The 15670-nt window shown below is 63.2% G+C and carries 13 protein-coding genes; all 13 read left to right on the top strand.

The features are described from left to right. Positions 1–8 precede the first annotated feature (8 nt). Positions 9–3809, top strand: a complete 3801-nt coding sequence (locus tag BS627_RS08370; RefSeq protein ID WP_077982656.1) for a baseplate multidomain protein megatron — start codon at positions 9–11, stop codon at positions 3807–3809. Between the two features lie 34 nt (positions 3810–3843). Continuing rightward, positions 3844–4050 carry a hypothetical protein gene (locus tag BS627_RS08365; protein WP_165691176.1) on the top strand — a complete coding sequence of 69 codons (207 nt, stop codon included), beginning with the start codon at positions 3844–3846 and terminating at the stop codon, positions 4048–4050. A 136-nt stretch (positions 4051–4186) separates the two neighbouring features. Further along, positions 4187–4441: a hypothetical protein gene (locus BS627_RS08360; protein ID WP_077982655.1), complete on the top strand. Its 255-nt coding sequence runs from the start codon at positions 4187–4189 to the stop codon at positions 4439–4441. A 93-nt stretch (positions 4442–4534) separates the two neighbouring features. Continuing rightward, complete coding sequence (locus tag BS627_RS08355) at positions 4535–5206, top strand: response regulator transcription factor (protein WP_006311298.1); 672 nt, start codon at positions 4535–4537, stop codon at positions 5204–5206. Then, a complete protein-coding gene (locus BS627_RS08350) occupies positions 5196–6596 on the top strand; it encodes an ATP-binding protein (RefSeq protein WP_077982654.1) in 1401 nt (466 codons plus the stop codon). Before BS627_RS08355 ends, BS627_RS08350 begins: the two co-directional genes overlap by 11 nt. 105 nt (positions 6597–6701) lie before the next feature. Further along, positions 6702–7130 carry a hypothetical protein gene (locus tag BS627_RS08345; protein ID WP_077982653.1) on the top strand — a complete coding sequence of 143 codons (429 nt, stop codon included), beginning with the start codon at positions 6702–6704 and terminating at the stop codon, positions 7128–7130. A 174-nt stretch (positions 7131–7304) separates the two neighbouring features. Then, a complete protein-coding gene (ccmI, locus tag BS627_RS08340; RefSeq protein ID WP_165691205.1) occupies positions 7305–8459 on the top strand; it encodes a c-type cytochrome biogenesis protein CcmI in 1155 nt (384 codons plus the stop codon). Beyond that, positions 8456–8968, top strand: coding sequence for a cytochrome c maturation protein CcmE (ccmE, locus tag BS627_RS08335; RefSeq protein WP_077982651.1), 513 nt, complete (start codon positions 8456–8458; stop codon positions 8966–8968). Before ccmI ends, ccmE begins: the two co-directional genes overlap by 4 nt. Next, positions 8965–10956, top strand: a complete 1992-nt coding sequence (locus tag BS627_RS08330; protein ID WP_077982650.1) for a heme lyase CcmF/NrfE family subunit — start codon at positions 8965–8967, stop codon at positions 10954–10956. The genes ccmE and BS627_RS08330 overlap by 4 nt, the downstream gene beginning before the upstream one ends. Continuing rightward, on the top strand, positions 10953–11417 hold the full coding sequence (locus BS627_RS08325) for a cytochrome c-type biogenesis protein (RefSeq protein WP_089153223.1): 465 nt from the start codon (positions 10953–10955) through the stop codon (positions 11415–11417). The genes BS627_RS08330 and BS627_RS08325 overlap by 4 nt, the downstream gene beginning before the upstream one ends. 152 nt (positions 11418–11569) lie before the next feature. After that, positions 11570–13138, top strand: a complete 1569-nt coding sequence (locus BS627_RS08320; protein ID WP_077982649.1) for a Do family serine endopeptidase — start codon at positions 11570–11572, stop codon at positions 13136–13138. A gap of 303 nt (positions 13139–13441) precedes the next feature. After that, positions 13442–14200, top strand: a complete 759-nt coding sequence (locus BS627_RS08315) for a response regulator transcription factor (protein WP_077982648.1) — start codon at positions 13442–13444, stop codon at positions 14198–14200. 9 nt (positions 14201–14209) lie between these two features. Next, positions 14210–15619, top strand: coding sequence for a sensor histidine kinase (locus BS627_RS08310; protein ID WP_077982647.1), 1410 nt, complete (start codon positions 14210–14212; stop codon positions 15617–15619). The last annotated feature ends 51 nt before the right edge of the window (positions 15620–15670 follow it).

Below are 15670 nucleotides of genomic sequence, written 5' to 3'. Positions count from 1 at the left end.
AGGCAAGCATGGCGACAATCGTTTTTCAGGCGGCGGGCGCGGCACTCGGCGGCATTTTCGGTCCTTTGGGCGCAGTAATCGGCCGGGCGGCCGGGGCGCTGGCGGGCAATGCCATCGACCGCACGCTGCTTTCCAACGGGCGGACGGTAACGGGCGCGCGGCTCTCGACCGCGCGCATTCCGGGGGCGGATGAGGGCGCGGCGATCAACCGGCTTTATGGCGCAGCAAGGATCGGCGGCACGCTGATCTGGGCGACGCGTTTTGAAGAAAGCGTCGAGGTGGAGCGCCGTGGCGGCAAGGGCAACCGTGGCCCGAAGGTCGAAACCTTCAGTTATTTTGCCAACGTCGCCATCGGCCTTTGCGAAGGTGAGGCGGCCATGGTGCGGCGTGTCTGGGCCGATGGGCGGGAGTTGGACCTGAGCGCCATCGAGATGCGTTTTTATCCCGGCAGCGAGACACAAATGCCCGATCCGTTGATCGAGGCGAAGCAGGGGGCGGGCAATGCGCCGGCCTTTCGCGGACTGGCCTATGTGGTCTTCGAACGCCTGCCGCTCGACGGCTTCGGCAACCGCATTCCGCTGATGCAGTTCGAAGTGGTGCGGCCTGTCGGGCGGCTGGAAAAAGCCATCCGCGCCATCACCGTCATTCCTGGCGCCACCGAGCATGGATACGCCACCGCGCAGGTTTGCGAACGCACGGGCATCGGCCAAAGCCGCATCATGAACCGCAACGGCCTGACCGCTTCGACCGACTGGCAGGCGGCAATCGACGAATTGCAGGCGCTCTGCCCCAATCTTGAGAGCGTGGCGCTGGTGGTGAGCTGGTTCGGCACGGATATGCGGGCGGGGGAATGCCGCATTCTGCCGGGCGTGGAAGTGGTCGGTCGGGATGGGGAAACCACGCCCTGGTCGGTGGCCGGCCTGTCGCGCGATGAGGCACATCCTGTCAGCCATCATGGCGGCGGCCCGGCCTATGGCGGCACGCCGAACGACGAAAGCGTGTTGCAGGCGATAGCCGATCTCACGGCGCGCGGCCTTCGGGTGTGCCTTTACCCCTTCGTGATGATGGATGTTCCCATCGGCAATCGGCTGCCGGACCCCTATGGCAAAAGCGAGCAGGACGCCTATGCCTGGCGCGGGCGCATCACCTGCTTTCCCGCCCCCGGCAGAGCCGGCTCTGCGGATCGCAGCGCGGGTGCAAGGGCGCAGGTTTCCGCCTTCTGCAACCGCGATGAAGGCTACCGTCGCATGGTGCTGCACTATGCGGCGCTGGCGGCCCGGGCGGGTGGGGTGGATGCCTTCCTGATCGGCTCGGAGCTGCGTGGGCTGACGGCGCTGAGAGACGAGAACGACGCCTTTCCCTTCGTGGCGGAATTGGTACGGCTGGCGGGCGATGTGCGGGCGATATTGGGGCCGGCGGTGAAGCTGACCTATGCGGCGGACTGGAGCGAATATTTCGGCCACCAGCCGGCGGACGGTTCGGGCGACCTATTCTTCCATCTCGATCCGCTCTGGGCGAGCCCGAATATCGACGCCATCGGCATCGACAATTACATGCCGCTTTCCGACTGGCGCGACGGGGATTCCGCAAACGGCAATCCGGACGGCATGACCGGCCCGGACGATGTGAGCGCCTTGCGCCGCACTATTACGGCGGGAGAGGGGTTCGACTGGTATTATGCCAGCGATGCGGACCGCGCTGCGCGGCGGCGCACGACGATTACCGACGGGCTGAAGGGCAAGGCGTGGGTGTTCCGTTACAAGGACCTGCGCAACTGGTGGGGAAACCTCCACTACGACCGGGTGCGGGGTGTGGAGAAAACCACGCCGACGGCATGGGCGCCGCGCTCGAAGCCCATCTGGTTCACTGAACTCGGTTGCCCGGCGGTGGACAAGAGCGCGACGCGCCCCAATGTCTTTCCCGATCCGAAATCGGCGGAAAACGCCTTCCCCTATTTTTCCCGCCGCAACCGCGCCGACAGCCAGCAGCGACGGTTTCTGGAGGCGCATCTCGACCATTGGGGAAAAGGCGATGCGGCGATGGTCGATGCAGGCAGGGTCTATCTGTGGACCTGGGATGCACGGCCCTTTCCCGCCTTTCCACAGAATGGTGCGGCCTGGAGCGATGGCGGCAACTGGCGCACCGGCCACTGGCTGAACGGAAGGCTGGGCACCGCAACGCTTTCCGATGCCATCGCCGCCATCCTCGCCGATCACGGCTTTTCCGACTTCGACGTTTCGGCCGTCAGCGGCGATCTGGGAGGTTATGTGCAGGGCGACGTGACCTCGGCCCGCAACCTCCTGGAGCCGCTGATGGCGGCGTTTCAGGTGGATGTGACGGAAGATGGCGGAACCCTGCGTTTCCGCTCCCGCAACACGGCGGTCTTGCCGGTGCGGGATATTGCCGTGCTGGCCGATCTGGAGGACGAGCCGCTCTGGTCGGAAAATCGCGGCCATGACAGCGATTTCGCGGCTGAAGCCGTGCTGACGTCTTTCAACCCGGCGCTGGATTACGAGCAGGCAAGTGTAAGGTCCCGCCGCATCGACAATGCCGGCAGCCGGGTGATGCGGCTCGATCTCAACGCTGCCCTGCCTGCGGAAACGGCGGAAGCCGCTGTCGAGGCGTTGTTGCGCGACAACCGGCAGGCTCGGCGCAGCCTACGCTTTGCTCTGCCGCCTGGCGATATCGCGCTTGAACCGGGTGATTGTATTCGTCTGCCGGAAGGGGCTTTTCCACAGGCGCCGGCAGGGCGGTTTCTGGTCAGCCGGATCGAGGACGGCGCGGTGCGGCAGGTGGAGGCGCGGGCTTTTTCCGCTGTCTTTCCGGTCTTTGCCGGCGGCGCGGAGGAACGGCGCAGCAGCGGCGCAAGCGGAGCGGAAGGTTTCGCCCCGGAAGTGCTGTTTCTCGATCTGCCCTACCATGACAGCACTGCGCCGGAGGATTCGGCGCGGATTGCGGCGCTTGCCAAGCCCTGGCGGCCAATCATCATTTCCGCGTCGCCGGGCAGGGAAGGTTACGGGCAGCGCGTGCTGCTGGACCGGCCGGCGATGATCGGCGCGCTGGCGATGCCGTTGACATCGGGCCCCACCGGCCGCTTCGACCGGAAAAACACCGTCTTCGTCGATCTGCCCTTCGGCGAGGTATCGTCGGCCGGGGAGCTTTCGGTGCTGAATGGCGACAACCGTATCGCCATCAAGGCGGCGAACGGCGTGTGGGAAATCGTCGCCTTTGCAAAGGCCGAGGAAATAGCACCCGCACGCTGGCGGCTCTCCGCTCTTCTGCGGGGACTGGCCGGCACGGAAGACGCGCTCGCCGCAGGCGCGCCGAAAGGTGCGCCGGTGGTGGTTCTGGATGCGGCGGTGCGGCCTCTCGGTCTTGCCGCGAGCGAGCGCGGACGACGCCTGAACTGGATTGCGGAAGCTGCCGGAATGGCGGGCGCGCCGAGCGGTCCTTCTGCCTTCGAGGGCGGCTTGCGGGCGCTGACACCGCTCGCGCCGGTGCATCTTGCCGCCGAACGGCGCAGGGACGGCGTTTTCATCGGGTGGAAACGCCGGGGCCGGGTGGAGGCCGACGGCTGGGATGCGAGCGACATCCCGCTGGACGAACCCTTCGAGCTCTATCGCATCGAGGTGCTGGACGGCGAGACCGTGCGGAGGGTGGCGGAGGTTTCGCAACCCTTCTGGTTTTACGCCGCCGCAGACGAACTCACAGATTTCCCGGCATTGCGGGATCACATTTCCGTGCGTGTCCGAATGCTCGGTCGCGCGGTGCCCTCGGGCGTGGTGGCGCAGGCCACCCTCCCGATCTGACATATGCCTGAAAAACAACACAAAGGATGAGACGATGGACAGCACCAAAGCATGGTATCAATCGCGCACGATCTGGGGCGCCCTGGTCGCGGTTTTCGCACCGCTTTTCAGCATTGCCGGCCTCGATCTGCCCACCGGTCTGCAAGGCGAACTTGCGGACGGGCTGGTGACGGTTGCGGGCGGAATCGGCGGTCTGGTCGCACTTTACGGCCGTCTTTCGGCGACCAGCGCCATTCGCTGACAGCGCCCACGACGCCGCCGTTCCCGCCATGCGCCCATGCGGCGGGGGCGGCATTCATTTGCCATTCAGACGCTTTGCGCTACATATTCGCTCACAATAAGGTTCGAGACGCACCCGGTTTTTGGAAGTTTGTAGAATGGCATCACCTCTCATCATCGCGACGCTTGCAGCCGGGCTTTCCGGTTTCATGGCGCCCGAGGCTGATCTGCAGGGCCATTACATTCTGGCGGCGAGCGATTGCGGCGCAGCCGTCGCCCGCGTGGTGCGCGAAACCGGTGGTCAGCTGCTTTCGGTCTATCCTTCCGGTGACGGTCAGTCCTGTGTCGTCACCGTTCTCGTCCAGGGCAATGGCGAACGCCCGCGCAAGGTAACGATGCGCGTGCCGATGTAGCTTGCCCGCATCGCTGAAATATCGGAAAACAACCCGACACATGTAGCATGACCGGCCACCCGCGTGGGCCGGGACGGAAGGAAAGGGCGGACAATGCGTATTCTCGTTGTTGAGGACGATGCTAATCTCAATCGTCAACTGACCGATGCGCTGAAAGAAGCCGGTTATGTTGTCGATCAGGCATTCGACGGCGAGGAAGGCCATTACCTCGGCGATACCGAGCCCTATGACGCCATCGTTCTCGATATCGGCCTGCCGCAGCTCGACGGCATCACCGTCGTTGAAAAATGGCGTGCGGCCGGCAAGGCCATGCCGGTGCTCATCCTCACCGCCCGCGACCGCTGGAGCGACAAGGTCGCCGGCATCGATGCCGGCGCCGACGATTACGTCACCAAGCCTTTCCATGTCGAAGAAGTGCTTGCCCGCGTGCGCGCGCTCATCCGCCGCGCCGCCGGCCACGCCTCTTCCGAACTGGTCTGCGGCCCTGTCCGGCTCGACACCAAATCCTCCAAGGCGACCGTCAACGGCACGACGCTGAAGCTCACCTCGCACGAGTTCCGGCTCCTGTCCTATCTCATGCACCACATGGGCGAGGTCGTCTCGCGCACGGAGCTGGTAGAGCACATGTACGATCAGGATTTCGACCGCGATTCCAACACGATCGAGGTGTTTGTCGGACGTTTGCGCAAGAAGATCGGGGTTGATCTGATCGAGACGATCCGTGGTCTCGGTTACCGGATGCAAGCGCCGGCAGATGCGAAGTAATTCCCTCACCGCCCGCGTTCTGCTGCTCGCCTCGCTCTGGTCGGTGCTGGCGCTGGTGGTGATCGCCGTCGTGATCTCGACGCTTTACCGGCAGGGAGTGGAGCGCAGCTTCACCGATCTTCTGCGGGCGCAGCTTTATAACGTCATCAATTCCGTGACGATTTCCAACGAGAACACGCTGGCCGGCAGCCCGCAGCTCGGCGATCTGCGCTTTTCGCAACCTGATACCGGCTGGTACTGGGTTGTCGAGCCGCTCGGCAATTTTCAGACCGCGCCACTGGTGTCATCGTCGCTCGGCGTCTCCACTTTGCCGGTGCCGAGCATTCTCGATGCGCCCTTCGACAACCGCTATGAGCGCTTTTATGCCGTGACCGACGAGGCGGGTAATCAGGTGCGCGTGGCGGAAACCGAAGTCGTGCTGGATGGCGAAGGGCGCGCGGCGCGCTTCCGTGTCTCCGGCAATCTGAACGTCGTGGAAGACGATGTGCGCGATTTCTCCAACAGCCTCTACTTGGCGCTGGCGGTCTTCGGTGTCGGCAGTCTCGTCGTCAACGGCCTTGCCATTCTCTACAGTCTGCGGCCGCTCGATCAGGCCCGCGTGGCGCTCGGCAAGATCAGGGGCGGGGAGGCGGAAAGCCTCGAAGGCGAATTCCCGCGTGAAATCCAGCCGCTGGCCAATGAGGTCAATGCGCTGATCGACAGCAATCGCCGCCTCGTGGAGCGCGCCCGCATGCAGGTCGGCAATCTGGCGCATTCGCTGAAGACGCCGATCGCCGTTCTTCTGAACGAGGCCCGCACGCTGGAACCGCAACATGGCGATCTGGTGCGGGCGCAGGCGGATGCCATGCAGGCGCAGGTGCAATCCTACCTTTCCCGCGCCCGCATCGCGGCCCAGCGCGGCTCGATCCTTGCCCGCGTCGAAGCGGAGCCGGCGCTGGAACGGCTGGTGCGGGTGATGCGCCGTCTGAACCCGGACAAGCAGTTTATTCTGAACATTGACGAGGCCGGCGCCGTGCTCGGTATGGAACAGCAGGATCTGGAAGAGGTCGTCGGCAATCTCCTCGAAAATGCCGCGCGGTTTGCCCAGACGCGTGTGGTCATCACGCTCGCCGCTGGCACGCACCCGTCCCCCGATGCGGAAATCGCCCGTCGCGCCTGGGTGGAACTGACGGTGGAGGATGACGGACCGGGGCTTGAGCCGGAACAGATAAGCGAAGCGATGAAGCGCGGGCGGCGGCTGGACGAGAGCCGGCCGGGCACGGGCCTTGGATTGTCGATCGTTTCCGAGGTGGTGTCAGAGTACCATGGCCGCTTTTCGTTGTCGCGCAGCGGCATCGGTGGGCTGAAAGCCGATCTGATTTTGCCGGGCCTTTCGAAAGAGCTTGCGTGAGGCAAGAAAAAAGGCAAGAAATTCAATGGCGATATATTAGGTGCAATGCGGTAGGAAAGAGGACAGGGTTTGGTTGACGTGTATGATGGCTGTCGCTCCGTGACGATGCGCTCGCTGGTGTCACGCCCGGCGCTTGTCTCGATCCTGTGCGTATCGATGCTAAGCGCCTGCACCACCACGGGCACCCGCCCGGCGGGCGGCGGCCTGTTCGGCCGCTCGTCGCAGCCCTCGACGCCGTTCCTGGCCAACCTGCAAGGCGGCATCATCGGGCGAAGCGGCGTTGAGCTCGACAGGGGTGACCAGACCAAGGCGCTGGAAGCCGAATATAAGGCGCTGGAAGCGGCGCCCGTCGGCACGCCGGTTTCCTGGGCCGGCGATGACGCCAAGGGACAGGTGGTCGCCAATGCGCCCTATCAGGTCGGCAACCAGAATTGCCGGCAATATTCGCACACCCTGACGGTCGACGGACGTGAAACCAAAGTGCGCGGCGCAGCATGCCGTAATGCCGACGGAAGCTGGTCGCCTCTCACGTAATGACTTTGCGTAAAATACTTTGACGTAAATCAAGGTCACGGGCCTTTTGCGATGACAGGAAGAGGCATGGCGGTGCAGCCGGGAGAGGGTCTGCGGTGCGGCGTGATGTCTCAAATTCGCGTCATCCCCGCGCTTCGTGTTTCCATGCGCCGCGCATTCGAGTAATTGAGCCTTATGTTCTGGATTGTCGTTGCGATATTGACGGCGGCTGTCGCCATCGTCCTGATGTACCCGCTGATGCGGAAGACCGAGGCGCCGCAGACGCGCCGCGACGGTGAAGTCGCCGTTTATCGCGACCAGCTGGCCGAACTGGACCGCGAACGCGCCGCCGGCCTCATCGGCGACACCGAAGCGGATTATGCCCGCGCCGAAATCGGCCGCCGGCTTCTCGCCGCCGCCGAAGCCGAGGAAACGCCGGCGAAAGAAAGCCGGTCGCGTCGACACCATCTCGCCACAAGCTTCATCACCCTTCTTCTGCCGGCGCTCGGCCTCTGTCTTTACATCTGGAACGGCAGCCCGGATACGCCGGACATGCCGCTCGAGGCGCGTCTTGAAAATCCCGGCAACGATATGAACATGCTGGTGGCCCGCGCGGAACGGCATCTGGCGCAGAACCCTGAGGATGGCGCTGGCTGGGATATTCTGGCGCCGATCTATTTCAAGATGCAGCGCCTTGGCGATGCCGAGCTTGCCTACCGCAACGCGCTGCGCATCCAGGGGCCGAGTGCTGAACGGCTGACAGGCCTTGGCGAAACGCTGGTGGCCAGCAATGACGGTGTCGTTATCGAGGCCGCGCGCGACGCTTTTGCCGAGGCTGACCGGCTGAGCCCCGGAAATCCGCGCACCCGTTTTTATCTGGCGTTGGCGCTCGAACAATCGGGCAAGTCTGAGGAGGCGCAGTCGGCCTTTGCGGCCCTTGCCGCCGCCGCCCCCGCCGGTGCTCCGTGGCTGCCATTGGTGCAGGAACATATCGCCCGCACTGGCGGAAAAGCCGGAACAGGGCCAACTGCCGCCGATGTTGCTGCTGCCAAAGAGATGGCGCCAGCCGACCGGCAGGCGATGATCGAGGGCATGGTGGCGAGCCTCGATGCCAAGCTGAAGGATAACCCTGATGATTTCGAAGGGTGGATGCGCCTCATGCGCGCCTATTCCGTGCTGAAGAACGAGGCCAAGGCCGGTGAAGCCTTGCGGGCCGGCCTGCAGGCTTTCCCGCCGGAGGGCAAAGAGGGCAGGCAGCTTCTGGCGCTGGCGAAGGAACTGGGCGTTTCCGCCGGACCGATCCGCATGAACGGGCAGCAGGATGCCGCGCCGCAGGGAGTGACGCAATGACCCGCAAACAGAAACGTCTGGCGATCATCGGCGGCGGGATGAGCTTCATTGTTGCAGCCGTGCTGCTGGTCATGTTCGCCTTCGGCCAGTCCATTGCCTATTTCTACATGCCGGCCGATCTGGAGAAGACGCCGGTCAACCCCGGCACCCGCATCCGCCTCGGCGGGCTGGTGGCGGAAGGCTCGATCAAGCGCGGCGAGGGCCGGACGGTCAGCTTCACGGTGACCGATGGCGAGGCAACCGTGCCGGTCAGCTATACCGGCATCCTCCCCGATCTTTTCCGCGAAGGGCAGGGCGTCGTGACTGAAGGCATGTTCGATGCCGCGACCCACGGTTTCGTGGCCGATAGCGTGCTGGCCAAGCATGACGAGAACTACATGCCGAAGGAAGTGGCCGACCGGCTGAAGGACAAGGGCCTGTGGCAGCATGCGGGAGACGGCGAGGAACCTGCCGCCGCAACGCCAGCGGCCAGCGCACCTTCTTCCGACAAGACCGGAGCGACCAGATGATCAACGAGATCGGCCATTATGTTCTGGTTCTGGCGCTCGGTGTGGGGCTGATCGTCTCGACGCTGCCGGTCATCGGCGCGCGCCGCAACGATCGGGCGCTGATGGATATCGCGTCCATCGGCTCTGTTCTGATGTTCCTTCTGGTCGGCCTGTCTTTTGCGGCACTGACGAGAGCCTATGCCGTCTCGGATTTTTCCGTGCGCAACGTCTGGGAAAACTCCCATTCGCTGATGCCGATGCTCTACAAGCTGACCGGCGTGTGGGGCAACCACGAAGGCTCGATGCTGCTGTGGCTGCTCATTCTGGTGTTTTTCAGCGCGCTCGTCGCCGCCTTCGGCCGCAACCTGCCGGAAACGCTCAAAGCCAATGTGCTTGCCGTACAGGCATGGATTTCCGTCGCTTTCCTGCTGTTCATCCTGCTCACCTCCAACCCGTTCCTGCGGCTGGAGCCGGTGCCGGCGGAGGGGCAGGACCTCAATCCCATTCTTCAGGATTTCGGCCTCGCCATCCATCCGCCGCTGCTTTATCTCGGTTATGTCGGCTTTTCCGTCTGTTTCTCCTTTGCCGTTGCGGCACTTCTGGAAGGACGCATCGACGCCGCCTGGGCGCGCTGGGTACGGCCGTGGACGCTCGCCGCATGGACCTTCCTGACCGCCGGCATCTCCATGGGCTCCTACTGGGCCTATTATGAACTCGGCTGGGGCGGCTGGTGGTTCTGGGATCCGGTGGAAAACGCCTCCTTCATGCCCTGGCTTGCCGGAACGGCACTTCTGCATTCGGCGCTGGTCATGGAAAAGCGCGAGGCGCTGAAGATCTGGACCGTGCTTCTGGCGATCATGACCTTTTCGCTGTCGCTGCTTGGCACCTTCCTCGTGCGCTCCGGCGTTTTGACCTCGGTACATGCTTTCGCCACCGATCCGAGCCGCGGTATCTTCATTCTCGGCATTCTGACGATCTTTATCGGTGGCGCCTTCGCGCTGTTTGCGTGGCGTGCGCCGTCGCTCAAGGCAGGCGGCCTGTTCGCGCCGATCTCGCGTGAGGGATCGCTCGTTCTCAACAACCTGATCCTGACGGTCTCCACCGCGACCGTACTGATCGGCACGCTCTATCCGCTCATTCTGGAAACGCTGACGGGCGAAAAAATCTCGGTCGGCGCACCCTTCTTCAACCTCACCTTCGGCCTCCTGATGATCCCGATCCTGATCGTCACACCCTTTGGCCCGATGCTCGCCTGGAAGCGCGGCGATCTTCTCGGAGCCTTCCAGCGGCTTTATGTGGCCGCGGCGCTTGCCGCTCTTGCCGGGCTGACGCTGTGGTATATCGAAAATGGCGGTCCGGTGCTGGCCGCCCTCGGCATCGCCGCCGGTTTCTGGCTGATCTTCGGCGCTTTCGCCGACCTCTGGTATCGCGCCAACTTCGGCAAACTCGCCTTCGGCATTGCATTCCGCCGCCTGAAAGGCCTGCCGCGTTCGGCCTTCGGCACGGCATTGGCGCATATGGGTCTCGGCATCACCGTGCTCGGCATCGTCATCGTGACCACCTATGAGACCGAAACGGTTCTGGAAATGAAACAGGGCATGGTGGCGGAAGCGGGCGGTTACAGCCTGACCTTCGATGGTATCCGCCACGCCGTCGGCCCGAACTTCACCGAGGATCGCGGCCATTTCACCGTGCGCAAGGCGGGGGTGGAGGTGGCCGATGTCTGGTCGTCCAAGCGGCTCTATACCGCGCGACGCATGCCGACGACGGAAGCAGGCATCCTGACCTTCGGCCTCAGCCAGCTTTACGTCTCGCTGGGTGACCCCATGGCCGATGGCGGCATGGTGGTGCGAATCTGGTGGAAACCCTTCATCCTCTGCATTTGGGGCGGCACGCTGTTCATGATGGCGGGCGGTTTGATCTCGCTCTCCGACAGGCGATTGCGCGTGGGCGCGCCGACCCGCAAGGCAAAACCTGTACGGGCTGCAATGCCGGAGGCGGCGGAATGAGGGAGGTTGTGGCAGGGCTCACGCTCCTTCTCGTCCTCATGGTTACGTCATGGCCGACCTTCGCCTTCAACCCCGACGAAGTGCTGAAAGACCCCGTGCTGGAGCAACGCGCCCGCAACCTCACGTCTCAGCTCCGCTGCATGGTCTGCCAGAACCAGTCCATCGACGACAGCAACGCCGAACTGGCGCGTGACCTGCGCGTCCTCGTGCGCGACCGGCTGGTTCAGGGTGACAGCGACAAGGCCGTCATCGATTATGTCGTGTCGCGTTACGGCGAATTCGTGCTCCTGAAACCCCGCCTCAGCCTGCGCACCGTGCTTTTGTGGGGCGCGCCCATCGGCCTCACCCTTGCCGGGATTTTCGCCGTCTTCGTGTTTTCGCGTCGCCGCGCCACCCAGGAACAGCCACAAAAACTGAGTGCGGACGAAGAAGAGCGAATTCGTAATCTCATTGAAAAATAATCGGTTTCCTTTTTTCTTCCGGTTCTTTTTCAACATTACGGATTTTTCATTCATCAGACACTTCGCCGTAAGGTGTTGCCTCCTATATCTTCATCATCCACCGCTTCCCCGGTCACACGGGTTCCAGTCTGAATGAAGAAAGAAGGTACACCATGTCTCATTCGCAAAACGGCCATTCCTCGCTAAAGACGGCCTCGCTGAAGACGGCCCTGAAGGCCACGACCGTTGGCGGCCTTGCGGCGCTGATGCTCTCGACCGGCCTCGCCGCTCCGATCCTTCACTCGTTTGCTGCCCCTGTCGAAGTAACCGCGCCGCAGGTTCCGAGCTTCGCCAATGTGGTCGATGCCGTCTCGCCCGCCGTCGTTTCCGTTCGCGTGCAGTCGAACGTGCAGCCTGCTTCCGACGATTCCAGCAACTTCTCCTTCAATTTCGGCGGCCGCGGCCTCGACCAGCTGCCGGATGACCATCCGCTGAAGCGTTTCTTCAAGGAATTCGGCGGCCCCAACCAGGATCGCTCCGACCGTGGTCCGAACCGCCATCGTGACGGCAAAGGTCCGCTGCGCCCGGTCGCGCAAGGCTCCGGTTTCTTCATTTCCGAAGACGGTTATGTCGTCACCAACAACCACGTCGTCGATGACGGTTCCGCCTATACGGTCGTCATGAATGACGGCACCGAACTCGACGCCAAGCTTGTCGGCCGCGATCCGCGTACCGATCTGGCGCTGCTCAAGGTCGATGTGAACCGCAAGTTCACCTATGTGAAATTTGCCGATGACACCAAAATCCGCGTTGGTGACTGGGTCGTCGCCGTCGGTAACCCCTTCGGCCTCGGCGGGACGGTGACGTCAGGCATCATTTCGGCCCGCGGCCGTGATATCGGCTCCGGCCCCTATGACGACTATCTCCAGATCGACGCTGCCGTGAACCGCGGTAACTCGGGTGGTCCCGCCTTCAACCTCAACGGTGAAGTGGTCGGCATCAACACCGCCATCTTCTCGCCCTCCGGCGGCAATGTCGGTATCGCCTTCGCCATCCCGTCCTCGGTCGCCAAGGATGTGATCGCCGACCTGCAAAAGGACGGCAAAGTTGAACGCGGCTGGCTCGGTGTGCAAATCCAGCCCGTCAGCAAGGATATCGCCGAATCGCTCGGCCTTGCCGAAGCCAAGGGTGCGCTGGTCGTTTCGCCGCAGTCCGGCTCGCCGGGCGACAAGGCCGGTATCAAGCAGGGTGACATCATCACCGCCGTCAACGGCGATCCCGTCAAGGATGCCCGCGATCTGTCGCGCCGCATCGGCGGCATGGCGCCCAACAGCAAGGTCGAAATCTCGCTGTGGCGTGGTGGTAAGTCGCAGTCCGTCACGGTGACGCTCGGCGATCTCACCAGCGACGAGGCCTCCAAGGCGACACCAGGCCAGAACGACGACAAGGGCAGCCAGTCCTCCAGCGAGAAGGTGCTCTCCAGCCTCGGCCTGACGGTTTCGCCTTCCGATGACGGAAATGGCCTCGCCATTACCGATGTCGATCCCGACAGCGATGCCGCTGCCCGTGGTCTGAAGACGGGTGAGAAGATCACCTCGGTCAACAACCAGCAGGTCGCCTCCGCCGCCGATGTCGAGAAGATCCTCGAGCAGGCCAAGAAGGACGGTCGTTCCAAGGCCCTGTTCCAGATCCAGACGGACGATGGCAGCCGCTTCATCGCTCTGGATATCGACCAGGGTTGATAGATTGACAGGCGATGCCGGTTCTTTCGGGAGCCGGCATCGTATTCCGCTCTTCAGATGGGGCGGTTGAGTATGGCAGGGCGTTGCAGCCCGTTTCTTCTCCCCGAGGGGGGAGAAGGTGGCCCGAAGGGTCGGATGAGGGGGCTAGCCCTCGTTTTATCTTGACCCTTGCCCCCTCATCCCGCTGCCGCGGACTTCTCCCCGGCGGGGAGAAGAAACAAGCGGCGACCACTCGCTCCACAGGTAGTCGCCCATCTTGAAGCGAGATAACGCCATAGGCCTTAAGTCTTCGGAGGAAACCTCATGGAAAACAAAGTTCAGGAAGTTACTCCCGCATCTGTTTCCGGTTGTGCGGAAAAGGGCGAGGGCGCTATTGTCCCGCACATGAAGATTCTTGTCATTGAAGACGACCTAGAGGCTGCGGCCTATATGACCAAGGCGTTCCGCGAAGCCGGGATCGTCGCCGATCATGCCAGCGACGGTGAGAGCGGCCTGTTCATGGGCTGCGAGAACGCTTACGACGTGATGGTGATCGACCGCATGCTGCCGCGCCGCGACGGGCTTTCCGTCATAAGCGAGCTGCGCCGCCGCGGCATCGAGACGCCGGTGCTGATCCTTTCCGCATTGGGTCAGGTGGATGACCGCGTGACCGGCCTTCGCGCCGGCGGCGATGATTACCTGCCGAAGCCCTATGCCTTTTCCGAACTGCTCGCCCGTATCGAGGTGCTGGGTCGCCGCAAGGGCAAGCCCGAGCAGGACATGATCTACCGCGTCGGCGATCTCGAACTCGACCGGCTGTCGCACGATGTTCGCCGCAACGGCAAGGAAATCCTGCTGCAGCCGCGCGAATTCCGCCTGCTCGAATATCTGATGAAGAATGCCGGCCAGGTGGTGACCCGCACCATGCTTCTCGAAAATGTCTGGGACTATCATTTCGACCCGCAGACCAATGTCATCGACGTGCATGTGTCCCGCCTGCGCTCGAAGATCGAGAAGGACTTCGAAAAGCCGCTCTTGAAGACCATTCGCGGCGCCGGTTACATGATGAAGGACGAGGGCTGATTGGCGAAAATGGCCCGCCTCAGAATATTGTTCAGATCGACGGCGGTGCGCCTTTCGGCGCTCTATATTCTGCTGTTCGCGCTCTGCGCCGCCTTCCTCGTCTTCTATGTCACCGCTCTCTCCGAACGGTTGCTGAACCAGCAGACGCGCGACGCCGTGTTGCAGGAAGTCTCGGATGTGCAGCGCATCTATAATCGCGGCGGCATCAACCCGCTGCTGCGGATGATGGAGCGACGCGCCCGCCAGCCGGGCGCGAGCCTTTACATCATTGCCGGCCCGAATGGTGAAATCCTGGCCGGCAACGTCGCCTCCGTGCAGCCCGGCGTCTTCGACAAGGAAGGCTGGACAGGTTTCCCTTTCCGTTACGAGCGTTATTCCGAAAGCGGCAACAGCGTTCAGCATCTGGCCACCGCTAATGTCTTCACGCTGGACAACGGTCTGCGCATCCTGATCGGCCGCGATCTCGGCGAGCCGACGAAGTTCCGGGCGCTGGTGCGCAATGCGCTGATGGTGGCGCTGGCGATCATGAGCGGTGGTGCCTTGCTCATCTGGTTCGGCATCGGCCGCAATGCGCTGAAACGCATCGACCGCATGTCGGCGGCGACCAAGAAGATCATGGCCGGTGACCTTTCCCAGCGCCTGCCGCAGGGCCGCTCCGGAGATGAATTCGACCGCCTGTCCGGTTCGCTCAACGCCATGCTCGGCCGCATCGAAAAGCTGAATGAGGGTCTGCGGCAGGTCTCCGACAACATCGCCCATGACCTGAAGACGCCGCTGACGCGGCTGCGCAACAAGGCGGCCGCAGCGCTCGACGACGATGACGAGACGAAACGCCGCGCAGCGCTTGAAGGCATCATCGCCGAATCCGATCAGCTTATCCGCACCTTCAATGCGCTCTTGATGATCTCCCGCGTCGAGGCAGGTTCGATCGCCGCCGAAATGACCGATGTGGACGTCTCGGCGATTGCCGAAGACAGCGCCGAACTCTACGAGCCGGTGGCCGAGGATGCGGGGCTGGCTCTGGAAACCGAAATCGAGCAGGGCCTCGTCGTCAAGGGCAACCGCGAACTGATCGGCCAGGCGCTCTCCAACCTCATCGACAACGCCATGAAATATGCCTGCGAGGGCGAGGGCGATAAAAAACTCGTCGTGCGTCTGGCAAGAGAGCAGGAGGCCATTGTGCTCTCCGTCGCCGATAACGGCCCCGGCATTCCCGCCGACAAACGCGGCGAGGTGCTGAAACGCTTCGTCAGGCTGGATGAAAGCCGCTCGAAACCCGGGACCGGGCTCGGCCTGTCGCTGGTGGAAGCGGTGATGGAACTGCATGGCGGATCGCTGAAGCTGTCGGACACGGACGCCGCGAATGCGGCCTGCCCGGGGCTGACCGTTTCGATGGTGTTTCCGCTGACCAAACTGTAAGCGGGGGTCACGCTCGCCCCTGGCAGCCAGCACGCCGTTCGCCCTGCCTTG

It is taken from the genome of Agrobacterium salinitolerans (genome assembly GCF_002008225.1).
In the GTDB taxonomy this organism is placed as follows: domain Bacteria; phylum Pseudomonadota; class Alphaproteobacteria; order Rhizobiales; family Rhizobiaceae; genus Agrobacterium; species Agrobacterium salinitolerans.
This window is presented reverse-complemented; position numbering and strand designations above follow the sequence as displayed.

Bases quoted from the DNA above. Each gene is read 5' to 3' on its own strand.
- BS627_RS08315 (WP_077982648.1), top strand. From the start codon at position 13,442: ATGGAAAACAAAGTTCAGGAAGTTACTCCCGCATCTGTTTCCGGTTGT.
- BS627_RS08310 (WP_077982647.1), top strand. From the start codon at position 14,210: ATGGCCCGCCTCAGAATATTGTTCAGATCGACGGCGGTGCGCCTTTCG.
- BS627_RS08325 (WP_089153223.1), top strand. From the start codon at position 10,953: ATGAGGGAGGTTGTGGCAGGGCTCACGCTCCTTCTCGTCCTCATGGTT.
- BS627_RS08350 (WP_077982654.1), top strand. From the start codon at position 5,196: ATGCGAAGTAATTCCCTCACCGCCCGCGTTCTGCTGCTCGCCTCGCTC.
- BS627_RS08365 (WP_165691176.1), top strand. From the start codon at position 3,844: ATGGACAGCACCAAAGCATGGTATCAATCGCGCACGATCTGGGGCGCC.
- ccmI (WP_165691205.1), top strand. From the start codon at position 7,305: ATGTTCTGGATTGTCGTTGCGATATTGACGGCGGCTGTCGCCATCGTC.
- BS627_RS08330 (WP_077982650.1), top strand. From the start codon at position 8,965: ATGATCAACGAGATCGGCCATTATGTTCTGGTTCTGGCGCTCGGTGTG.
- BS627_RS08370 (WP_077982656.1), top strand. From the start codon at position 9: ATGGCGACAATCGTTTTTCAGGCGGCGGGCGCGGCACTCGGCGGCATT.
- BS627_RS08320 (WP_077982649.1), top strand. From the start codon at position 11,570: ATGTCTCATTCGCAAAACGGCCATTCCTCGCTAAAGACGGCCTCGCTG.
- BS627_RS08345 (WP_077982653.1), top strand. From the start codon at position 6,702: ATGCGCTCGCTGGTGTCACGCCCGGCGCTTGTCTCGATCCTGTGCGTA.
- BS627_RS08360 (WP_077982655.1), top strand. From the start codon at position 4,187: ATGGCATCACCTCTCATCATCGCGACGCTTGCAGCCGGGCTTTCCGGT.
- BS627_RS08355 (WP_006311298.1), top strand. From the start codon at position 4,535: ATGCGTATTCTCGTTGTTGAGGACGATGCTAATCTCAATCGTCAACTG.
- ccmE (WP_077982651.1), top strand. From the start codon at position 8,456: ATGACCCGCAAACAGAAACGTCTGGCGATCATCGGCGGCGGGATGAGC.